Annotated in this window: 18 protein-coding genes; 7 read left to right on the top strand and 11 right to left on the bottom strand. The window is 69.3% G+C overall.

All coding sequences use genetic code 11. The features are described from left to right. Nucleotides 1-152: 152 nt before the first annotated feature. The 6 genes from AB0395_RS42965 to AB0395_RS42940 form a co-directional block, all read right to left on the bottom strand. Nucleotides 153-986, bottom strand: coding sequence for an alpha/beta hydrolase (locus AB0395_RS42965; protein WP_366292462.1), 834 nt, complete (start codon nucleotides 984-986; stop codon nucleotides 153-155). Between the two features lie 71 nt (nucleotides 987-1,057). Further along, complete coding sequence (locus AB0395_RS42960) at nucleotides 1,058-1,753, bottom strand: alpha/beta hydrolase (protein ID WP_366292459.1); 696 nt, start codon at nucleotides 1,751-1,753, stop codon at nucleotides 1,058-1,060. A 183-nt stretch (nucleotides 1,754-1,936) separates the two neighbouring features. Then, nucleotides 1,937-2,878: a sigma-70 family RNA polymerase sigma factor gene (locus AB0395_RS42955; RefSeq protein WP_366292456.1), complete on the bottom strand. Its 942-nt coding sequence runs from the start codon at nucleotides 2,876-2,878 to the stop codon at nucleotides 1,937-1,939. A 70-nt stretch (nucleotides 2,879-2,948) separates the two neighbouring features. After that, on the bottom strand, nucleotides 2,949-5,726 hold the full coding sequence (locus tag AB0395_RS42950; RefSeq protein ID WP_366292454.1) for an AAA family ATPase: 2,778 nt from the start codon (nucleotides 5,724-5,726) through the stop codon (nucleotides 2,949-2,951). 236 nt (nucleotides 5,727-5,962) lie between these two features. Beyond that, nucleotides 5,963-7,249, bottom strand: coding sequence for an amidohydrolase family protein (locus tag AB0395_RS42945; protein ID WP_366292451.1), 1,287 nt, complete (start codon nucleotides 7,247-7,249; stop codon nucleotides 5,963-5,965). Then, nucleotides 7,246-8,457 (bottom strand): aminotransferase class I/II-fold pyridoxal phosphate-dependent enzyme, encoded by a 1,212-nt coding sequence (locus AB0395_RS42940; RefSeq protein WP_366292448.1) that lies wholly within the window; start codon nucleotides 8,455-8,457, stop codon nucleotides 7,246-7,248. The genes AB0395_RS42945 and AB0395_RS42940 overlap by 4 nt, the downstream gene beginning before the upstream one ends. Before the next feature lie 154 nt (nucleotides 8,458-8,611). On the opposite strand from AB0395_RS42940, the gene AB0395_RS42935 reads away from it, so the two are divergent. Beyond that, nucleotides 8,612-9,052, top strand: coding sequence for an Lrp/AsnC family transcriptional regulator (locus AB0395_RS42935; protein ID WP_366292445.1), 441 nt, complete (start codon nucleotides 8,612-8,614; stop codon nucleotides 9,050-9,052). Between the two features lie 4 nt (nucleotides 9,053-9,056). On the opposite strand, the gene AB0395_RS42930 is transcribed toward AB0395_RS42935, so the two are convergent. After that, nucleotides 9,057-9,248 (bottom strand): hypothetical protein, encoded by a 192-nt coding sequence (locus AB0395_RS42930; RefSeq protein WP_366292443.1) that lies wholly within the window; start codon nucleotides 9,246-9,248, stop codon nucleotides 9,057-9,059. A 164-nt stretch (nucleotides 9,249-9,412) separates the two neighbouring features. On the opposite strand from AB0395_RS42930, the gene AB0395_RS42925 reads away from it, so the two are divergent. Together AB0395_RS42925 and AB0395_RS42920 are read left to right on the top strand one after the other, a co-directional pair. Beyond that, complete coding sequence (locus tag AB0395_RS42925) at nucleotides 9,413-10,213, top strand: tyrosine-type recombinase/integrase (RefSeq protein ID WP_366292440.1); 801 nt, start codon at nucleotides 9,413-9,415, stop codon at nucleotides 10,211-10,213. Next, nucleotides 10,210-10,998: a hypothetical protein gene (locus AB0395_RS42920; protein WP_366292482.1), complete on the top strand. Its 789-nt coding sequence runs from the start codon at nucleotides 10,210-10,212 to the stop codon at nucleotides 10,996-10,998. Before AB0395_RS42925 ends, AB0395_RS42920 begins: the two co-directional genes overlap by 4 nt. A 448-nt stretch (nucleotides 10,999-11,446) precedes the next feature. Here AB0395_RS42920 and AB0395_RS42915 read toward each other — a convergent pair whose 3' ends face one another. The 3 genes from AB0395_RS42915 to AB0395_RS42905 all read right to left on the bottom strand — a co-directional run bounded on the left by AB0395_RS42915 (nucleotide 11,447) and on the right by AB0395_RS42905 (nucleotide 14,464). Continuing rightward, complete coding sequence (locus tag AB0395_RS42915) at nucleotides 11,447-13,699, bottom strand: MMPL family transporter (RefSeq protein ID WP_366292437.1); 2,253 nt, start codon at nucleotides 13,697-13,699, stop codon at nucleotides 11,447-11,449. A gap of 247 nt (nucleotides 13,700-13,946) precedes the next feature. Continuing rightward, complete coding sequence (locus tag AB0395_RS42910; RefSeq protein ID WP_366292435.1) at nucleotides 13,947-14,168, bottom strand: hypothetical protein; 222 nt, start codon at nucleotides 14,166-14,168, stop codon at nucleotides 13,947-13,949. Next, nucleotides 14,165-14,464: a winged helix-turn-helix domain-containing protein gene (locus AB0395_RS42905; RefSeq protein WP_366292480.1), complete on the bottom strand. Its 300-nt coding sequence runs from the start codon at nucleotides 14,462-14,464 to the stop codon at nucleotides 14,165-14,167. Before AB0395_RS42905 ends, AB0395_RS42910 begins: the two co-directional genes overlap by 4 nt. A gap of 299 nt (nucleotides 14,465-14,763) precedes the next feature. On the opposite strand from AB0395_RS42905, the gene AB0395_RS42900 reads away from it, so the two are divergent. Continuing rightward, a complete protein-coding gene (locus AB0395_RS42900; RefSeq protein ID WP_366292432.1) occupies nucleotides 14,764-16,371 on the top strand; it encodes a D-aminoacylase in 1,608 nt (535 codons plus the stop codon). Nucleotides 16,372-16,468: 97 nt separating this feature from the next. On the opposite strand, the gene AB0395_RS42895 is transcribed toward AB0395_RS42900, so the two are convergent. After that, entirely contained in the window at nucleotides 16,469-17,053 is a 585-nt protein-coding gene (locus tag AB0395_RS42895; RefSeq protein WP_366292429.1) for a TetR/AcrR family transcriptional regulator, read from the bottom strand. A gap of 228 nt (nucleotides 17,054-17,281) precedes the next feature. On the opposite strand from AB0395_RS42895, the gene AB0395_RS42890 reads away from it, so the two are divergent. From AB0395_RS42890 to AB0395_RS42880, 3 genes are read left to right on the top strand one after another with little or no spacing between them, the layout of a single operon-like run. After that, nucleotides 17,282-17,503 (top strand): DUF4158 domain-containing protein, encoded by a 222-nt coding sequence (locus AB0395_RS42890; RefSeq protein ID WP_366292427.1) that lies wholly within the window; start codon nucleotides 17,282-17,284, stop codon nucleotides 17,501-17,503. Nucleotides 17,504-17,530: 27 nt separating this feature from the next. Next, nucleotides 17,531-17,827: a transposase gene (locus AB0395_RS42885; protein WP_366292424.1), complete on the top strand. Its 297-nt coding sequence runs from the start codon at nucleotides 17,531-17,533 to the stop codon at nucleotides 17,825-17,827. Further along, a complete protein-coding gene (locus tag AB0395_RS42880; protein WP_366292421.1) occupies nucleotides 17,824-18,510 on the top strand; it encodes an IS3 family transposase in 687 nt (228 codons plus the stop codon). Before AB0395_RS42885 ends, AB0395_RS42880 begins: the two co-directional genes overlap by 4 nt. Nucleotides 18,511-18,653: the final 143 nt, after the last annotated feature.

Raw genomic sequence — 18,653 nt, 5'->3', positions numbered from 1 at the left:
GGCCACGACAAGATGCACGCGAAGAGCAGAAGTTCGATCCAGACGATGTGATCTGCGTCACTCTCAAGGGGGCCCTGGCGAGTGGACGCTCGGTCATCGAATCAACGCGGCCTCTGCCCGCGCGATGCGTTGAGCAGAGGCCGAAGACGACGTCAGGAGGTCGCCTTGGCGGCGGCTTCGATCTGCTTGGCCGTGGCCGAGGGGTGGCTCATCATCGGGACGTGGGAGGCTCCCTTGATCTCGATGACGTGAGACTTGGCGCGCTTGTAGAACCAGCGTTCCAGCGCGGGCGGGATCGCCTTGTCCTGGGTCGCGACGATCGCCCACGAGGGAATCGTGCGCCAGGCCGCAGTCTGGGTGACGTCGGTGAGGGACTGGGCGGCGAACGGGCGTTGGGTGATCGCCATGAGGTCGGTGGTGGCCTTGGGCAGGTCGGCGGCGAACGCCGCCCGGAACTTGTCAGCGCGGATGTAGAGGTCGACGCCGCTCTGGTCGTCGGACAGCAGGTAGGGGACCTCGCGCAGCGAGGTGGGGATGAGGCTGCCGGGGAACTTGCCGAGCAGCGGGCCGAGCTGCTCGCCCTCGTCGGGGGCGAACGCCGCGACGAACACCAGAGCCTTGACGTTGGTGTTCCCGGCTGCGGCGTTGGTGATGACGGCGCCGCCGTAGGAGTGGCCGGCCAGCACGATCGGGCCCTTGATCGACTTCAGGACCGACGCGAGGTAGGGGGCGTCGGTGGGCAGGCCGCGCAGCGGGTTCGAGGGTGCGATGATCTTGTTGTAGCCGTCCTTGCGGAGCTGCTCGATCACCCCGTTCCAGCCGGATGCGTCGGCGAACCCGCCGTGCACCAGCACGATCGTCGGCCGGGTCGTGGACGTGGTGCCGGCCGCGGCCGTGGAGGCGGCGGGCAGCAGCAGCGCCGCCGCCGTGATCGCAGCGCCGGCTGCGAGGACGCGACGGCGGTTAAGGGGAGAGCGGACCTGCATGAGAACTCCTTGCTGGGGGATCCCTCCCGGCGTGAGCGCCGGGAGGGACGTGCGCGGGAACTGCACGGCGGCTAGCGGTCGGACAGGGTCTCGGCGGCCTGGGCGATGACGCCTGCCACCGCGGCGGGGTTGGAGACGTAGACCGCGTGGCTGCCGGGCGTCTCGGTGACAGTCGAGCCCGCGCGCTCGGACATGGCGCGCTGGGCGGGCGGTGGAATCATCCGGTCGTCGGTGGCGACCAGGTACCACGACGGTTTGGTCCGCCACGCCGGTTCCGACACCGTGCCGCCGAGCGCGTCCAGGCCCCAGGGCACCTGGGAGTCGGCCATGAACGCTGCGTTCGCCGCAGGGACGTCGGCGGCGAAGGAGGCCGCGAACTTCTCCCGGTCCAGGAACAGGAACCCGTCCTGGGGCGGCAGAATCGGCGGGACGGGCGCGCCTGGTGGGGGGTCGGCGATCAGGGTGTTGACCGACTCGCCCTTGTCGGGGGCGAACGCCGCGATGTAGGCCAGGCCCGCGACGTTGGGGTGGTTGCCGGCCTCGGTGATGACGACGCCGCCGTAGGAGTGGCCGACCAGGACGGCCGGGCCGTCGACGCCGTCCAGGATCCGGTGGGTGACCGCGACGTCGTCGGCCAGGGAGATCGTCGGGTTCTGGACCACGAACACCCGGTACCCGTCGGCGGTCAGGTGCTCATGCACCCCCTGCCAGCCCGATCCGTCGACGAACCCGCCGTGGACCAGCACGATGTTCTTCACTTCGCTCACGTCATACCTCCTTCACCCGGCTCATCCGGGCTCGATGGGGAATGAGGTGAACGCTAGGACGGCGGGCCTCGCCCTCGCTTGAGCCAAATGACGTAGGCCGAGTTCGTGCGGTGCTACGTCATCTGGCGTCGCACGGTCACAGGCTCCGGAACGACGCTGGCCAGGCGCCCGGATAATGCCGGGTCAGGTGGAGGCGGGGGGCTTCCATCCGCGCAGCGGCCGGGGGAAGACGACGCGGAGCCGGTGCACGCGCCGGTCGGCGCGGAACATGATCCAGGCGAGGGTCGGCACCATCGGCCCGAACCCATCGTCGGGGCCAGTGACGTTCATCTCCCATATCGTGATGTCCCGGCTCGCCGTGACCTGCCGCAGCCGCTGGACCACTCCCTCCTCGGTGGCCTTAGCCATCACCGGGATGGGGTGGACGTCTTCACCCGGCGGCGCCAGGACGCCGATGAGCCGTGCCTGCCGCGGCCACAGCTCGAGGATCTCGCGCGAGTAGGTGCCCTGTTCAGCGCCTCGTAGCGTCTCCAACGCCTCACCTGCGCTGTCGCGCGCCAACCAGGAGGCATCGCCGTGCGCTCGCGAGGCGTTGTCCAGCAGCAGCCGCGCCAGCCGGGTGCGGGCCTGATGGAGGCGGCTGCGGACCGTGCCGATGGGGATCTGGCACGCCTCGGCGATGCCCTGGTAGCTGGAGATCCCGCTGAAATGCCGGAGCATCACCATCAGCCGCAGCGGGGCCGGCAGTTCCTCTAATGCATCCCAGATCCAGTCGCGCATCGCGTGCGCCTCGATGGCTTGTTCGGCGTCGGAAGGCCTCGGCAGCAGCAAGGCGCGGCCGTCCACCGGAATTTCACGTGGGCCACGCAGGCGCATCCGCGCACCGTTGCGGACGATCGCCCGCAACCATGCCCCAGCCGCTGCCGGATCTCGGACGTCCCCGATACGCCGCAGTGCGGCCAGAGCGGCATCCTGCACCACGTCATCGGCATCCGGACCTGGGCCGAGCAACGTCAATGCGACCGCCCGCATCGGTGCTTCGTGCCGCGCCAGCAACGCTCCGAGCGCCGTGACCTCGCCGGCTTGGGCGCGACGCACCAGCTCCTCATCTGCGACGAGACTCATGGACGCCATAAACGGACAGGTTCGCCGATCTCCCGCCCATCCGTCTACTGCCTTCCGGTACGGCGCGGGCTCAGCGCCGGCCCAGAGCCTCCAGGGCATCGCGCAGGGCGGCGCGTGAGGTGATGCCGAGCTTGGGAAACACCTGATAGAGGTGCGTGGACACGGTCCGCGGCGACAGGTAGAGCTTGTCTCCGATCTGCTTGTTGGTCAGCCCTGCGGCGGCCAGGCTGGCGATCTCCCACTGCTGTGGGGTCAGAACGGCAGCACCGGGCCCTGCAGCTGGACGACTCGCCTGACCGCCGCAGGCACGCAGTTCCTTCCTGGCCCTGCCCGCCCAGGGTGTGGCTCCGAGCTGGCCGAACATCTCCACGGCCCGCTCCAGATGCCCTCGCGCTCTGGCCGGGGCACGGCCTCGCCGCAACCGTTCACCGTAGAACAGGTGGATACGGGCGCACTCGAAGGGCCAGCGCTCGGCTCCCTCCACCGACAGCGCCGCCGCGAAGAGACGTTCGGCGTGCTCATCGCCGTCGGCGGCCAGGGCGTCGGCGCCGCGGAGCACGAACTCCAGCCGCGGTGAGGCGTTGTGGAGACCGGCCTGGCGGGCGGCGGCGATGTGCCGGACGGCTTCGTCGCGCCGTCCGGACCGCGTTGCCGCCTCCACCGTGTCCAGGAAGACCCACAGCGCGTTGCGGACGAAAGCAGGCAGGCAACCGGGTGGGGCGATCGTTGAAACGTGCCGGTACGCGGCATCGAAGTCTCCCTCGCCGAGAGCGACCAGCGTGCGGACATGAGCGGCGTAGAACCGGACGGTGCCGGCCCGGCGGGACCCTGCCCACTGCTCCATCTGATCGGCCAATCCCCGTGCGGTCGTGAAGTCGCCGCTGACGGCGGTCACGCTGGCCAGCAGGTACTTCGTGGGCCACGTGCGCAGCGAGTAGTGGTAGTCCTGGGACAACTCCAGTGCGTCACCGGCCAGGGTCCGCAGCTCGCCCCAGCGGCCGGCGAACCATGTGTGGTGGCACAGCAGCACCAGGGCCTGGATGGTGGGAAAGATGTTGTCTGCGGCGCGTTCGCCGTAGCCGACACGGCGCAACGGCTCTTCCAGAGGACCGAGGCGGTCCACGCAGGAGGCGGCGACACCGACCCGCACCGCCCGCAGCGGATCGGCTGCGGTCAGCGCCGCGTCGATGGCGACGTCCAGGCGGGCGAAGTCGCCGGGCAGAGCGCGGGCGGGATCACCGAAGGTGGCCCGGGTCACCGCCAGGATCTCCGGGGTGGCGGCGAAGGCCGCCACCGCTTCGTCGAACGCTGTCCACAGCTCGGCCCGGCCACCGTAGAAACACACCATGATCAGAGTGAACAGCGCTTCCAGCAGTGTGGCGTCGCCAGAATCGTACGGCTTGGGCTGCGACCTGATCGCGGCGGTAAGAACCCGGTGTGCGGTGTCGATGTCACCATAGGTGTTCAACAGGTGGACCGCGGTGGCCACGGCGGCAGGCAGCGAATCGGTGCCAGGAGCAACCTGACGCGCTGTGCCGAGCAGTTGCGGCACGTCGCGCAGGTTCCCGGTCAGGGTCGCACCCAGGAACGCGGCCCTGGCCAGGCGCAGGGCCTGCGCGGTTGCCTCAGGGCTGAGGTCCGCCGCACGGACCAGAGCCGCGACGGCACCGGGCCCGTCGCCTCTGGCGGCGCTGCGATCGGCCATCTCCTCCAGCAGGTCGGCGACCTGCTCGTCTGGACCGTCCGCCGCCTGCGCGAGGTGCCATACGCGCTCTTCCGGCACACCGGTCAACACCTCCGCGAGCGCCCGGTGCACGTTGCGACGCTGCTCGCTGGTGGACAGCTCCACCACGGCCGAGCGAATGAGCGGATGCCGGAACTCCAGCCGGCCGGAGGACTCGTCCACGCGAACGAGCCCTGCGCGCTCGGCTGGCGCCCAGTGCTTCATCCCGCACCGGCCCGCCACGGCCTGGCGTATGACCTGCATGTTGCCGCTGCCTTCCAGCGCCGCGACCAGCAACAGGTATCGGGTCGCTGCCGGAAGAGGCCGGACCCGGGACGCGAACGCCGCTTGCAGCCGCTGCGTCAACGGCAGCCGGCGCGGCATTGCCTGCGAGGCGTCCTGTTGAGGGATGGTCAGCGCGGTCGGCAGCTCCAGCAACGCCAGCGGATTGCCCTCGGCGTCGGCCATCAGACGACGCCGGACCCGTGACGCCAGGGACGGGAAACGGCTGACCAGGAGCGCCTCCGAGGCGGCAGCACTGAGCGGACCGACCTCGTGGAGCGGCAACCCGCCAGAGTCGAAGAAGCTCCTCTCCCCCGCACGAGCCGCGACCAGCATGCCCGCTCCTCTTCCGGCGAGCCGGCGAGCGGCCAGTGCCAGAACATCGGCGCTGGCCGCATCCAGCCACTGCGCGTCGTCGAGCACCAGGAGAGTGGCTTGACGACCACGAGGTCCGGAGATCAGGGACACCACGGCGTCGGCGATCGCCTCGTGACCGCGACTGCCGTCACGTCCTGCACCGGGCACCGCAGCGGTGGTCGGCACGATGTCGATGACGCGGCCGAGCGCCGGGATCTGTACGGCGTCGGCGCGGGTCTGCGGCGTCGATTCCAGCAACTGCCGCAGCGCGCCGTAGGCGACCTCGGCCCGGTACTGAACCCCGGCCGTCCGCAGCACACGCATCCCCGCTGCCTCCGCCTCACGGACGGCCCGCATCAACAGTGCGGTCTTCCCGACGCCCGGATCCCCGAGCACCACCAACGCACCGCCCACACCGGGCACCTCAGCAAGGAAAGCAGCCAGCCGCGTCAGGTCGTACTCTCGGCCGATCAGCGACGCATCCATCGCCCAAGTCAACCGACACTACGCCAAAGTCACAACGGCTCAGAGCACGGCGAAATACCTCAGACCCTTAAGCTCTACGGCAGATCCAGCGGCAGCCCACCGCCCGGTTGAGGCCAGCCACCGGCTGGCCAATGGTGAGGACCCAGGTACTGTCCCGCGCATGACGATCGTCGAGGCTCGATGAGCTTGCCGCCGAACCTCCTCGCGCGGGTCCGGGCCGGAAGGCAGCGCAGTGGTCACGCCCGTGGCAGCCATGCGTCGGCGAGACCGGCGGCCGCCGCGATCCGGTCACGCGAGTCGGTGAGCCGCCTCCTCAGCGCCGCCACGTCCACGCCCACGAGCACCCCGTCGCGCTTGACGACGCGGCCGGCGACCAGGACGGTGTCCACCAGACCGGGATGCCCGGCGCTGACGATGGTGGCCACCGGGTCGGTGACCGGGAAGACCGTCAGGTCGTCGGTACGCAGCAGGATGAGATCGGCGTCCTTTCCGGGCGTGATGCTGCCGGTTCGGGCGCCGAGCCCGCACGATCGGGCGGCGTCGAGGGTGGCGAACTCCAGCAGGTCCCGGCAGCGCAGGCCGCCGTCCAGGCCGCGCTGCACGGCGAAGGCGGTCCGCATCGTGGAGAACATGTCGCCGCCGACCGAGGGGACGTCGTCGATGGACAACGTCGGACGCAGACCGGCGGCCAGCACCCGGCCGGTCATCGGCGATCCGAAGCCCATCTTCAGCTCCACGTCCGGGCTGATCGACACCGAACTGCCCGCGTCGGCCAGCATGCACAGTTCTTCGTCGCTGATCCCGTTGGCGTGCACGAACGTGGTGGTCTCCCGCAGCAGCCCGTGCTCACACAGCGCGGTGACCGGATGCTCTGTCCCGTAGCCGCCGTCGATGTGCAGGCTGGTACGCAGATCGAGTTCGGCGGCGAGCTTCAGCTCCCGGGCGAGGGTGTCCATGCTGGTGTCCTCGGCGCCACGCAGTCCCCAGGCCATGGTGACCAGGCCGTCTCCGGTCAGCTCGGAGCGGACGCGGCGGATGTCGGCGTCGACAGGATCGGGGGTGCCCCATCCGGCGCCGAGGCAGAAGATCGACCGTCCCGGCGCGTCCCGCAGGGCGGCGACGGCGGCGTCCTCATGCTCGTGGCCCTGCGCGACGTGGTACCAGTCCAGCATCGTGGTCACGCCGGAATGCAGGGCCTCCAGGCGGCCGAGCAGTGTGCCGGCGTAGACGTCCTCGGGCTGGTAGTGGGGTTTGAGGGTGTGGTGCATGGCCAGAGCCCACTCGGGAAAGGTCCAGTCCGCGCCGACGCCTCGGAAGGCGGTCTGCCAGGTGTGGCGATGGTTGTCGACGAAGCCGGGCATGACGATCCGGTCGGTCGCGTCGATCACCTCCGCGTCCGGCGCGTCGACGTGTTCGGCCACACGGGCGATCACGCCGTCCTCGATCAGCACGTCACCGTGGACGAGATCGCCGACGGCCGGGTCCATGCTGATCACGGTGCCGCCGGTGAGCAGGGTCTTCATCGGACGAACTCCTTCTCGGCCGGGCTCGTGGCCACGTCTTCGGTGAGTACGGCGTCGGCCGCGGCCAGCGCGTCGGCGACCAGGTCTTCGGTGTCCTCCGTCCCAGCGGCCAGCCGGATCAGGCCCGGTGGAACCGCCTGCGCGATCTGCTCCTCGCTGAGCATTCCGCGCCACATGGACGCCGGGTGGACCGCCAGTGACTCCACACCGCCGAGACTGGCCGACCGGCGGGGGTAGCGCAGCCGGCCGAGGAAGGCGTCGGCCATCTCGAAACCACCGGTGAACTCGATGCCGAGCACGCCGCCGAACCCGCCCATCTGGTCGGCGGCGAGTTCGTGCTGCGGGTGGGTCGCCAGGCCGGGGTAGTGCACCTTCGCCACCGCTGGATGCTCATCCAGCGCCTGCGCGAGCGCCAGCCCGTTGACGTTGTGCCGGGGCACCCGCAGCGGCAAGGTCCGCATGCCGCGCAGCAGCAGCCAGGCGTCGATCGGGCCGAGCGTGGCACCGGTGAGCAGGCCGACGTTCCAGATCTGGTCCAGGATCCGCGCCGGTCCGGCCAGCACTCCGGCGGAGAGGTCCGAATGGCCGTTGAGGTACTTGGTCGCACTGTGCCAGACCAGGTCGATGCCGAAGTCCGCCGGTCGCTGGTTCAACGGAGTGGCGAAGGTGTTGTCGGCCATGGTCAGCACGTCGTGCGTACGGCCCAGCTCCGCGACCGCGCGCAGGTCGGTGATCTGAAGCAGCGGATTGCTCGGGGACTCCACCAGGATCAGGCGGGTCCGGCCGGTCAGGGCCTTCTCGAAGGACACTGGGTCGGTCTGATCCACCAGAGTGGTCGACACACCGAACCGGGGCAGCAGGTTCAGCAGCACCGACGCGGTGCCCCCATAAGTGGAGCGCTGCCCGATGACATGGTCACCGGCGGAGACCAGAGCCAGCACGGCCGTGGTGAGCGCCGCCATTCCGGAGGCGGTGACCATGGCCGCCTCGGTGTTCTCCAACTCGGCGACGACGGCGGCGACCTGCGCGTGGTTCGGATTCCCGAAGCGGGTGTAGAAGTCCTTACCTCGTGCTTTGACGGCTGCCTGCGCGAACGTCTCGGCGTCCTCAGCCGAGAACGCCGCCGTCTGATAGACGGGCGGTGCGATCGCTCGGCTGGGATGGACGTCGCGATCGGCGTGAACGGTGATGGTGCTCTTGCCCGGCATGGCTGCCTTTCACGAAACCGTCTGTGCGGACTCCGTGAAGCGTGGCTGACCAGCGCGACGATGTAACCAGATCTCGGCAACTTTGGCAGCAAATTGCGCAGGGAGAGGGCAGGCAATTGTGCTAGCCAGACTCTAAGAGCAATAATTTGCCGCCATGGACGAGGTGGATCGGTCGATCCTGGCCGTGCTCGCACAGCACGGCCGCATCACCAACAGCGAACTCGCCGCACGGGTCGGTCTGTCGCCGTCACCCTGCCTGCGTCGAGTGCGTCAGCTGGAGGAAGCCGGGATCATCCGCGGGTACCAGGCGCTGATCGATCCCGCGGCGATCGGTCGTGGCCTGCGCGTGTTCGTTGGCGTCCGGCTGATGCGGCACAACCGCGCGGACGTGGTCGCGTTCGAGCGTGGGGTCACACTGTTGCCCGCTGTGGTGGCCTGCCACCATGTCACCGGCAACTACGACTACCTGCTCCAGGTCGAGGTGGCCGACCTGCCGGCCTACGAGCACTTCCACGCCCATCAATTGGCCGCTCTGCCCGGCGTGGCCACGGTGAGCAGCTACGTCACCATGAAGACGCTCTCCGCCACGAGCTGATCCTTCACGTCTCGACCAGCCTGCGCCAGCTCACCGCTGAGACAGGACCTGCCCGCATGACGGTGTCGATCACGACGGCCTGGTCTTCGGAGGTGCCGACGGCCGCCTCGGTTGCGATCTGCAGTTTTTCACCCAGCGAAGCCGGGTCTTCCCACAGCCAGGCCAGCCCGCGGTTGCCGATGATCAGCCTGGCCATCTCCCCGGCGCTGGCCGCCTGCGGAGATGTACGTGATAGTGGCCTATTATCACGTACACGAGCGATCATGGTGGCGCGGCGACCAGGAGAACTCCTCCCCGGGACGGTGCGCGACTCCGGCACGTTATCCGGTACATCGCGATGGACGTTGCGCGGCGGCCGGCATGAGCGCCGCGCCGAAGATCACCGCCCTGCGCGGTGGCGGCGCCACCCTCGTCGCGGCCGCCGACGCCTTCCTGGCCACCCCACGCGCCGCCAACCCCAACACCCACCGCGCCTACGCCTCGGCCATCGACCGCACCATCGAGCGACTCGGCCGCGACCGGCCGCTGGCCGAGGTCACTGACGCGGAGGTCGGCCATGCGCTTGCCGAGCTGTGGGGGGCGAGCGCGCCGACGACCTGGAACCGCAACCGCGCCGCCGTCACCTCCTGGCTGACCTGGTGCCAGACCAAGAAGCACTGGGCCGCCCCGTCGGTCCCGGCCGAGGCCGAACGCCGCAAGGAGAACGCCGACGAGACCCGCGCGGTGGCCAAGACGACGATCCATCGGCTGCTGTCACGCCGCGACATCCCCCTTCGCGAGCGGGCGCTCTGGAGAATGCTCTACGAAACGGCGGCCAGGGCCGCGGAAATCCTCGCGCTGAACGTCGAGGACCTCGACCTGGAGCACCGGCGTGCTCCCGTCCGCTCCAAGGGCGGCGCCACCGAGTGGGTGTACTGGACAGCGGCACCGCCCACCTGCTGCCCCGCCTGCTCCGGCTCCCCGACGGCAGCGTGCGTACCCACGGGCCGCTGTTCCTGTCCGAACGCCGCCCCGTGCCGGCCCGCCGCTCCGCGGCCGCCGACATCTGCCCGCACACCGGCCGCGCCCGCCTCGGCTACGACCGCGCCCGCGTCCCGCTCGACCTGCTCGCCCGGACGCGGACCCACGCCTTCGGCGACGCCCAACCGGCGGGCGGGGTGAGGGAGCTTCCCCTGGTCCTCCTCTCCCCCGGCTTCGGCAAGACGCGCAGCTCACTCACCGGCCTCGCCGAGGACCTGGCAAGCAGGGGCTACGTCGTGGCCGCCATCAGTCACACGCACGAGAACGTCGCCACGGTGTTCCCCGGCGGCCGCACGGCCACCTGTACGGCCTGCCGGGTTGAGCCGCATGACCAGGCCTTCTGGGACAAGGTGGGCGCTATCCGGGCCGCTGACGTCTCCTTCGTCCTCGACCGGCTGACGGGCCCGCGCCCCATGTGGAAGAAGGGGTCCCGGCTCATCGACCCGGCCAGGATCGCGATGGCCGGTCACTCGGTGGGCGGCGCCAGCTCGGTGGCGGCCCTACTGAAGGACCCCAGGATCAAGGCCGGGATGAACATCGACGGCCTCGCCGTCGTGCCCGTGCCGACGAGCGGGCTGGGCAAGCCCTTTCTCTTCCTCGGCTCGCAGGCCACACGCACCCCGGGCGGCCAGGAGGCCGCCTCTTGGGAGACGGCCTGGCGGCACCTCACCGGGTGGAAGCGCTGGCTCGTGGTCGTCGGCGCCGAGCATGCCTCCTTCACCGACATCTCCCTGCTGGGCGAGCAGGCCGGCATGGACACCGGCGCCAAGCTGTCCGCCGCCCGGTCGATGGAGATCACCCGAGCGTACGTGGCGGCATTCCTTGACCTGCACCTGCGCGGCACACCGCAACCCCTGCTTGATCGGGCGTCGGCGAGGTTTCCTGAGGTCAAGATCTGCGCGGTCGAACAGAAGAGCTGCGCCTGACGTCTTCGTGACGAGCGTCAGGCGTGCGGATGCCGCGCTGCGCCCTGCCATGGACGCGGTCCTGCTCGGTCTCCCGGCAGACAGCCCGCCAGAAGTGCGCGGCGAGTCGCCGAACAGCGGCTGAGCCGGGATTTGTCGGCGTAGAGCCGGGTGGTAAGAGCGCTTCGCGGGTCCGGACGGCGGGTTTGGGTTCACGAGCAGCACGTCGCTGATACAGCGGCGATGGCCGTCCGCTGGATCCGGCCTCCGGTGGGGACCGGTACGGCCTTCCGGATCCAGCGGACGGCGGGGCAGGCATGGAGAGAGGCATCTGGAATGCTCGCCGTCACCCGACATGGCGTTCCCCCTACGGCCACCGCCCAGGAACCCCTGCGCGGCGAGTACCACGACTACACCTGCTCGTGTGGCCAGAGGCTGTTGAACCGCTCACTCCCCTGGCGTCCGGTCACTACTCCACGGTTACCCGCGCATGCCCGCCCGAGGCGTCGGGCTGCGGCGGCACGTCCCCGGTGTGCCGGGCCAGGCGCGAGGGCCACCAGTTCCACCGTCCGAGCAGGATCATGGCCGCAGGCAGGATCGTGGTGCGGATGACGAAGGCGTCCAACAGCACGGCCACTGCGAGGCTGAATCCGATCTGCTTCATCTCGGCCAAATGCAGGAACACGAACCCGGCGAACACTGTCACCATGACGATCGCGGCGCTGGTCACCACGCCCGCCGAGCCGGTGATGCCGTCGAGCACCGCCTGCCTGGCCGGCATCCCGGCGGCCGCTTTCTCGCGGATGCGGCTGACCACGAACACCTGGTAGTCCATCGACAGCCCGAACAGGATCACCAAGAGGAACAGCGGCACCCGGGATCCGATCGCGCTGGTGGCGCTGGGGTCGAATCCGAACAGCGACGTGGCCAGGCCGTGCTGGAAGAACACCACCACCAGCCCGAACGAGGCTGCCGCCGACAGCGAGTTGAGCAGCACCCCGAGCAGTCCCAACGTCACCGAGCGGAACACGATCATCGTCATGACCAGGGTGACCAGCAGCAGGAGCCCGGCCACCAGCGGCAGCTTCGTGTTCACGTGATCGAGGTCGTCCACGTTGCGTGCCGCGTCTCCGGTGACGGCCGACTCAACGCCCGCGATCGCGCCCACCGTGGCGGGCAGGTAGTCGTCGCGGATACGGGCCAGTGAACGTTCCGCCTCCACCGAGCTCAGTTTGTACGGCACGGCCAGCTCAAGCACACTGACCCGGCCGTCGTCTGAGGTGCGTATGTCGGTCGCGGTCGCCGCGGTGTCCTTGGTGAACAGCGGGTCGGCCTGAGCCCGCCGGCTGAGTTCTCGCAGCGCCTGGCCGACCTCCTTCGTACGGCTCCGCTCGTCGCGTACGACGATGTGGTGCCGGGTCCGCAGCTCGGGGAACGCGACGGTCATTCGGTCGTGGATCCGCAGCGCCGGGATCTCGCGGGAGTGACTGTCCCGGTTGAGCACGCGCAGTTCCATGCCCAGCGCCGGCAGGGCCAAGGCGATCATCGCCAGGACGGAGACGACCAGGGTGAGCACGGGATGCCGGCTGGCCGGCAGCAGCAGCGTCCGCCACAGCCGCCCATCCCCTGTCCCGCGCTCCTGTCGGCGGCGTATCGGCACGACCCGCTGGGCCACCGTACGGGCGGCGCGGCGTTCGGCACGCTGCCCGACCTTGACGAGCAGCGCCGGCAACACGGTCACCGAGCTGGCCATCGCGACCAGCACGACGAGCACGGTGCCCGTGGCCAGGGAGGAGAACACGACGTCGGCGGCCAGGTACAGCGTGGCGGTGGAGACGAGCACGGCCAGCCCCGAGACCACGACCGCCCGCCCTGAGGTGGCGGCGGCCAGTTCGACCACGGCTTGCGCGCTGAGCTGTCCGCCCGTGCGGGCCCGCTCCTCGCGCTCGCGCTTGAGGTAGAAGAGCGTGTAGTCCACGCCGACCGCCATGCCGATCAGCAGGATGACGTTGTTGCCCACCCCGGCGTCCGGCAGCAGGTGTGAGACCAGCATCGACAGCCCCATCGCGGCGGCGATCGACGACAACGCCAGCAACAGTGGCACCGCGGCCATCAGCACGGAGCCGAACACCACGAGCAGGGCGACCAACGTGACCGGGAACGAGATCGCCTCGGAGAGCGCGAGGTCGTCGCTGCGCTGCTGGTTGACGCCCTTGCTGATGGAGGCGCTGCCGGTCTGCTCCACGACCAGGCCCGGATGGTCGCGCTGGGCCGCGGCGGTCTGCGCGAGCAGCGGGTCGACATGCTTTCGGGCGTCCAGCTCGGGGCCCTTCATCGTCACAGCGATCATGAGCATCGTGCCGTCGGCCGAGCGTACCGGCGGCCTGACGCTCTCGACCTCGGCAAGCCCTTTCATGCGCGCGGTGACGTTCCGCGCGGCGGCACGGGCGGCGGTGAGGTCCAGCGGTCCCTTCTCGGCCCTGATCAGGACGTGCTCCTCGGGCCGGCGTTGCAGGCCCGCGCTGGAGGCGATCTCCTCTGCCCGTCCGGCCTCGCCAATCCAGTAGTCCTCGGTGCCGGCGTTGTTCGTGCCGGCCGCGATCCCGGTGCCCAGGCACAGCACCACGAACAGCAGCCAGCCAATGATCGCTCGCCACGGGTGGGCCGCGCTCCAGGCGGCCATGCGCACGACCGGGGACCGGCGTCCCGCCGTCGCGCTCACGGGCGCACCTCACCGGTGTCGGCGGGAGTCGGCCCACCCGGCGCCACCGCGGCGCGCGAGCGGTTGAATTTGCATGGGAGCAGCATGAACTGCTCTCCTTTCTGTTGGAGGTACGTACGCATGAAGGCACGCCGGAAACGGCGTGGTCGCGCGACTTCCATCACGGGGGTGGCGAGCTGGCACTCGCCGCCCCCGCTCTCATCGCAGGATCAGGTGAAACGGTGATATGGCGGCCGGGCGCCGCCGGTCAGCCGACGCTACGCAGGATGCGCTCGATCTCCGCGACCCGGCCGGTCAGCTCGGTGAGCTGGGCGCTCATCTGATCCTGCTGCTTGACCATCCGGTCGACAGCCGCCCGGTACTCCGCCATGGCCGCCCGGTACAGCCTGGCGCTGAGCACGAAAGCCACCGTGATGCCCACGGTGCAGATCAGTATGACCCCCAGAGGGAGGAGTGTTTCCTTCGTCATTGGCTCTCCTGCACGTTGTCGAGTCCTTCCTGTTTGGCCGCTTCATCTGCGCGAAGAGCGTCAAGGACCGTGTCCACGGTGACGTGAACCGTGAACGGCACCAGCTCATAGAACTTCATCGCCTTTCCCTCCGGCGACAGTTCCAGCTCGCCAATGATCATTCCGGCTTGCTCCAGCCGCTGAAGATGCATGTAGAGCAGAGGCCGTGAAATGCCCAGCCGCCGGGCCAGCTCGCTGACGTGCAGCCGGCCCGGCGAGAGTTCAGCGACGATCTTGAGTCGCTGTGGATGGCCGATGGCCGCGAGTGCGCCCAGCAGTTCCTCACTGGTCAGCGTTCAACTCCCATCACGCCGACTTACACCTGTCATTTATATCTTACATATGTATCGTGCGTCGGACTCCTCGGGGGCGGGTGCCCGGCTGCTCAACGTTCCATGGCGCCGCCCCGGCTTCGGCCATGCAGGTGTCGTGCCGAAGCAGCCGCGGCTTGGGATGGTGGGCCAACGGGGGACGTGTTCTTTCGGCTGTCGCGACGAGGTTTTACGGTAAGTGGGGCACGAGAATCCCGAATGGCGCACTGGAAAGGGAGGATCGCATGCCCAGCACACTGATCATCCGAGGCGGGACGGTCTACGACGGGACCGGGGCTCCCGGGCGTTTGGCCGATGTCGCGGTGGAGGGAGATCGGATCCTCGGCGTTGGCTCCATCCCTGACTCGGAGGGGGCGGTGGTGCTCGACGCGGCGGGGTGCGCCGTCGCTCCCGGGTTCATCAACGTGCTGAGCCATGCTTATCTGGCGCTTCAGCAGGATCCGCGTGGGCTGTCCGATCTTTATCAGGGGGTGACGACGGAGATCTTCGGCGAGGGCGTCTCCCTGGGGCCGGTCGCCGGGCGCATGCTGGAGTCGGTCTCCCTCGACAAAGTGGAGGCCGACGGCACGCGGCATGGCTGGCCGCGGCTGGCGGACTTCCTCGGCGATCTGTCATCGGCGGGTGTCGCCCCGAACATCGCCAGCTTCGTCGGGGCGCACAACCTGCGCATGCTCGGCGCCGGAAACGACAATCGGCCGCTCACCCGGGCTGAGCTGGACGCGGCCGCGGCGCTGTTGGACGAGGAACTGTCCGACGGAGCGCTGGGTGTGGGTTCGGCGCTGATCTACCCGCCGGAGAGCTACTCCTCCACCGAGGAGCTCATCGCCCTGACACGTGTGCTGGGCCGGCACGACGCCCTCTACATCTCCCACATCAGGAGCGAGGGCGATCGCCTGGTCGAGGGCATCGAGGAGATTCTGCGCATCGGCCGCGAGGCCGAGACACGCGTGGAGGTGTACCACCTCAAGGCCGCCGGGCGGGACAACTGGCACAAGATGGCGCTCGCGATCGACCTCATCGACGCGGCCCGCGCGTCGGGCCAGCCGGTGACCGCCGACATCTACCCCTATGAGGCGGGCAGTACGTCGCTGGGGGCGGTCATCCCGCCGCCGTTCCACGCGGGCGGCCAGGGCCGACTGCTGGAACGGCTGCGCGATCACGGGGTCCGGAAGGAGATGAAGGCCGCCATCCGGCGCCCTTCGGCTGAGTGGGAGAACCTCTACCTTGCCGCGGGCGACCCCGAGCAGGTGCTGCTGCTGTCCAACGCTGCGGACGGCTCGCTCACCGCGGGGCTGACTCTGGCCCAAGCCGCCGCCCAGGCCGGAGTGAATGATCCGCTCGACCTGCTGCTGGACCTGGTGGAAGGCGACCCCGAGACGATGGCGGCCTACTTCATCGGGCATCAGGACAACATCCGGATGGCGCTGTGCCGCCCCTGGGTGTCGGTCTGCTCTGACTCCGAGTCGGTGCCTGTCGAGCCGCCGTTCACCGACCTGCCGGTCCATCCCCGGGCGTACGGCAGCTTCGCCAGGATCCTGTCGCGGTACGTCCGTGACGAGGGGCTGCTCAGTCTGGAGGAGGCCGTACGGCGAATGACCTCGCTGCCCGCCGACACCCTCCGGCTGGCGGGGCGCGGCCGGATCACCCCCGGCGCCTACGCCGATCTCGTGGTCTTCGATCCGGAGACCGTCCGTGACCACGCGACCTATGAGCGTCCACACCAGTACGCGACTGGCGTCCGCCATGTGGTGATCAACGGAACCGCCGCGCTGCGGGACGGCACCCCCACCGGCGCCCTGCCGGGACGCGCACTGCGCCGCGGGCAGGAGTGAGGGCAAGGAGGGAGCAATCGATCTCTCGGCGGCCCAGGTCGAAGGCCGGCGTGAGCCCGGCGGACCGGCACCGGCGGCACATCCGCTGCGCTGCTCGTCAATGTCCTTCGCCGACGGGGAAAGTTCGCGTCAGCAATGGCACGAGCAGGTTGTCCACCAGGTCGACGAGGAAGTTGTGGTCGAGCGGCTGGCCGAGGAACATCCGACGCATGATTTGGCCCTCCGACACCTGATGCACCCGCTCGGGTGAGGCGCCCCCGGGCACCTCGCCGCGGGCCACAGCCCGCTCGACCACGGCCAGGAACGGGCCGAGGGCCTGGTCGGCCACGTGTGACCGCAGGGCCTCGGCCAGTTCGGCGTCGATCCGCATCGCGTGGATCAGCCCGGTCATCATGGTCACATATCGGTCGTCCACCTGTGCGCACAGCATGGTCAGCATTGCCAGCAGGTCGCCTCGCAGTGTGCCGGCGTCCGGGACCACGGCGAGGTGGTCGGCGTCACGGGCATCCAGCGCGGCCTTGACGAGTTCCGGTTTGCCCCGCCAGTGGCGGTAGATGGTCGCCTTACTGGCGTGTGCCCGCTGGGCCACCGCGTCCATGGTCAGCGCCGCGTAACCGATCTCTCCGAGCAACTCGACCGTCGCCGTCAGGATCGCCTGCTCCCGCACGATGCCTCTGACCATCCCCACCTCAAGTGAACGAAACAGTACCGTACACTTCATATCGTAGCCGCACCGGTTCGCAAGCGACAACGCGTTCCGTTTCGGGGGCGTGGTCATATTCCGACGAGACTTCTCGATAGGCGCTGAGCCGCAGATCGGCAGAGTGTTGAAGGGTGCAGCAGATCGAGTCGGTCTCGATTTCGACATACCGGCGAATAGTAACGGAATGTTTTCGTACGGTTACAATCCGTGCAGCATGAGTGTCTATCCGACGAGCAGGTGAGCCGGTACGGCCGGTTTGTGGCGGATCCGACGCCCGAGGAACTGGAACGGTTCTTCTTCCTGGATGAGGCCGCGCTGGCGCAGGCGCGGATGCGGCGCGGCATGGAGAATCGGCTCGGCTGGTCGTTGCAATGGGGGACGGTGCGGATGCTGGGCACGTTCCTGACTGGGCTTCCCCTCGTAACGTAGAGACATCGCCTTAAGGGGGAAACGGCGATGACAGAGACGCGACGGAAGTTCGATCAGGACTTCAAGGACGGTGCGGTCCGGATCGTTGAGGAGACGGGCAGATCGATCGTGCAGGTGGCCCGGGAGCTGGGCATCAACGCGGGCACCCTGGCCAACTGGGTGAACATGGCCCGTCAACGGCGCAGGGCCGGTAACGACGATCTGGACGAGGGCGAGCGGGCCGAACTGGTCCGGCTGCGCAAGGAAAACGCCGAGCTGCAGATGCGGTGTGATGTGCTCAAGCGCGGTCTGGCCCTCTGGGTGCGGGACTCGGCGATCCGATGAGCGTGGTCGCCTTCGTCTGCGCGCAGAGGGCCGAGCATGACGTGCCGTACGCGGTGGCCTGCCGGGCCCTGGGCAGGTCGCAGGCCTGGTTTTACAAATGGCGGCAGCGCGGACTCTCCGTTCGTGAGCAGCGCCGGCAAAGGCTGGATGCCGAGGTGGCGGCGATCTTCCATCGGCGTGGCGGGCGGGACGGCTCACCCCGCATCACCGTGCGGCTTCGCCGGGCCGGTTGGCGGATCGGTAAGAACACCGTGGCCGCCTCGATGCGCCGGCAAGCCCTGGTGGCGCGTCCCGCGCGGCGGCGCGGGAACACCACCCGGCCGGGCAAGGGGCGCTGGCGTGCGCCCGATCACCTGCGGCGGGACTTCACCGCCCCGGCGCCGGACGTGCGCTGGTGCGCGGACGGCACCGAGATCCCCACCGGTGAGGGCAGGCTGTATCTGGCGGCGGTGTCTGATCTGTTCTCCCGGCGGATCGTGGGGTATGCGATGGGTGAGCGCCACGATGCGGCGCTGGCGGTCGCCTCGCTGCAGATGGCCGTGGCCACCCGTGCTGACGCCCGCCGGGCGGTGGCCGCCTGGGTTGATGACTTCAACGCCGAGCGCCTGCACTCGGCCAATGGCATGCTCGCGCCGATCGTCTACGAGCAGGCCGTGGTGAGGGCAGCGGTGGAGGCGGCGTGAGCCGCAATGTTTTCCCGGTCAGTGATCCCGCGCGGGCTGGGGGTGCGGCGCGCAGTTTACGGGGCCGCTCTCTCCGGCCTCAAAGGTCGCTGCCGCGATCGCTGCGCGACGGCCTTCGGCCGCCCTTGACCCCGGAGACCTCT

Origin of the sequence: Streptosporangium sp. NPDC051023, assembly GCF_040689595.1 — a bacterium.
Classification (GTDB): Bacteria; Actinomycetota; Actinomycetes; order Streptosporangiales; family Streptosporangiaceae; genus Streptosporangium.
The sequence above is the reverse complement of the archived record's forward strand: the minus strand, read 5'-3'. Positions and strand labels throughout refer to the sequence as shown.

What these genes read in the sequence shown, in the direction of transcription:
- AB0395_RS42965 (WP_366292462.1), bottom strand. Translation starts at nt 986, where the DNA reads ATGCAGGTCCGCTCTCCCCTTAACCGCCGTCGCGTCCTCGCAGCCGGC.
- AB0395_RS42955 (WP_366292456.1), bottom strand. Translation starts at nt 2,878, where the DNA reads ATGAGTCTCGTCGCAGATGAGGAGCTGGTGCGTCGCGCCCAAGCCGGC.
- AB0395_RS42950 (WP_366292454.1), bottom strand. Translation starts at nt 5,726, where the DNA reads ATGGATGCGTCGCTGATCGGCCGAGAGTACGACCTGACGCGGCTGGCT.
- AB0395_RS42945 (WP_366292451.1), bottom strand. Translation starts at nt 7,249, where the DNA reads ATGAAGACCCTGCTCACCGGCGGCACCGTGATCAGCATGGACCCGGCC.
- AB0395_RS42940 (WP_366292448.1), bottom strand. Translation starts at nt 8,457, where the DNA reads ATGCCGGGCAAGAGCACCATCACCGTTCACGCCGATCGCGACGTCCAT.
- AB0395_RS42935 (WP_366292445.1), top strand. Translation starts at nt 8,612, where the DNA reads ATGGACGAGGTGGATCGGTCGATCCTGGCCGTGCTCGCACAGCACGGC.
- AB0395_RS42930 (WP_366292443.1), bottom strand. Translation starts at nt 9,248, where the DNA reads ATGGCCAGGCTGATCATCGGCAACCGCGGGCTGGCCTGGCTGTGGGAA.
- AB0395_RS42925 (WP_366292440.1), top strand. Translation starts at nt 9,413, where the DNA reads ATGAGCGCCGCGCCGAAGATCACCGCCCTGCGCGGTGGCGGCGCCACC.
- AB0395_RS42910 (WP_366292435.1), bottom strand. Translation starts at nt 14,168, where the DNA reads ATGACGAAGGAAACACTCCTCCCTCTGGGGGTCATACTGATCTGCACC.
- AB0395_RS42900 (WP_366292432.1), top strand. Translation starts at nt 14,764, where the DNA reads ATGCCCAGCACACTGATCATCCGAGGCGGGACGGTCTACGACGGGACC.
- AB0395_RS42895 (WP_366292429.1), bottom strand. Translation starts at nt 17,053, where the DNA reads ATGGTCAGAGGCATCGTGCGGGAGCAGGCGATCCTGACGGCGACGGTC.
- AB0395_RS42885 (WP_366292424.1), top strand. Translation starts at nt 17,531, where the DNA reads ATGACAGAGACGCGACGGAAGTTCGATCAGGACTTCAAGGACGGTGCG.
- AB0395_RS42880 (WP_366292421.1), top strand. Translation starts at nt 17,824, where the DNA reads ATGAGCGTGGTCGCCTTCGTCTGCGCGCAGAGGGCCGAGCATGACGTG.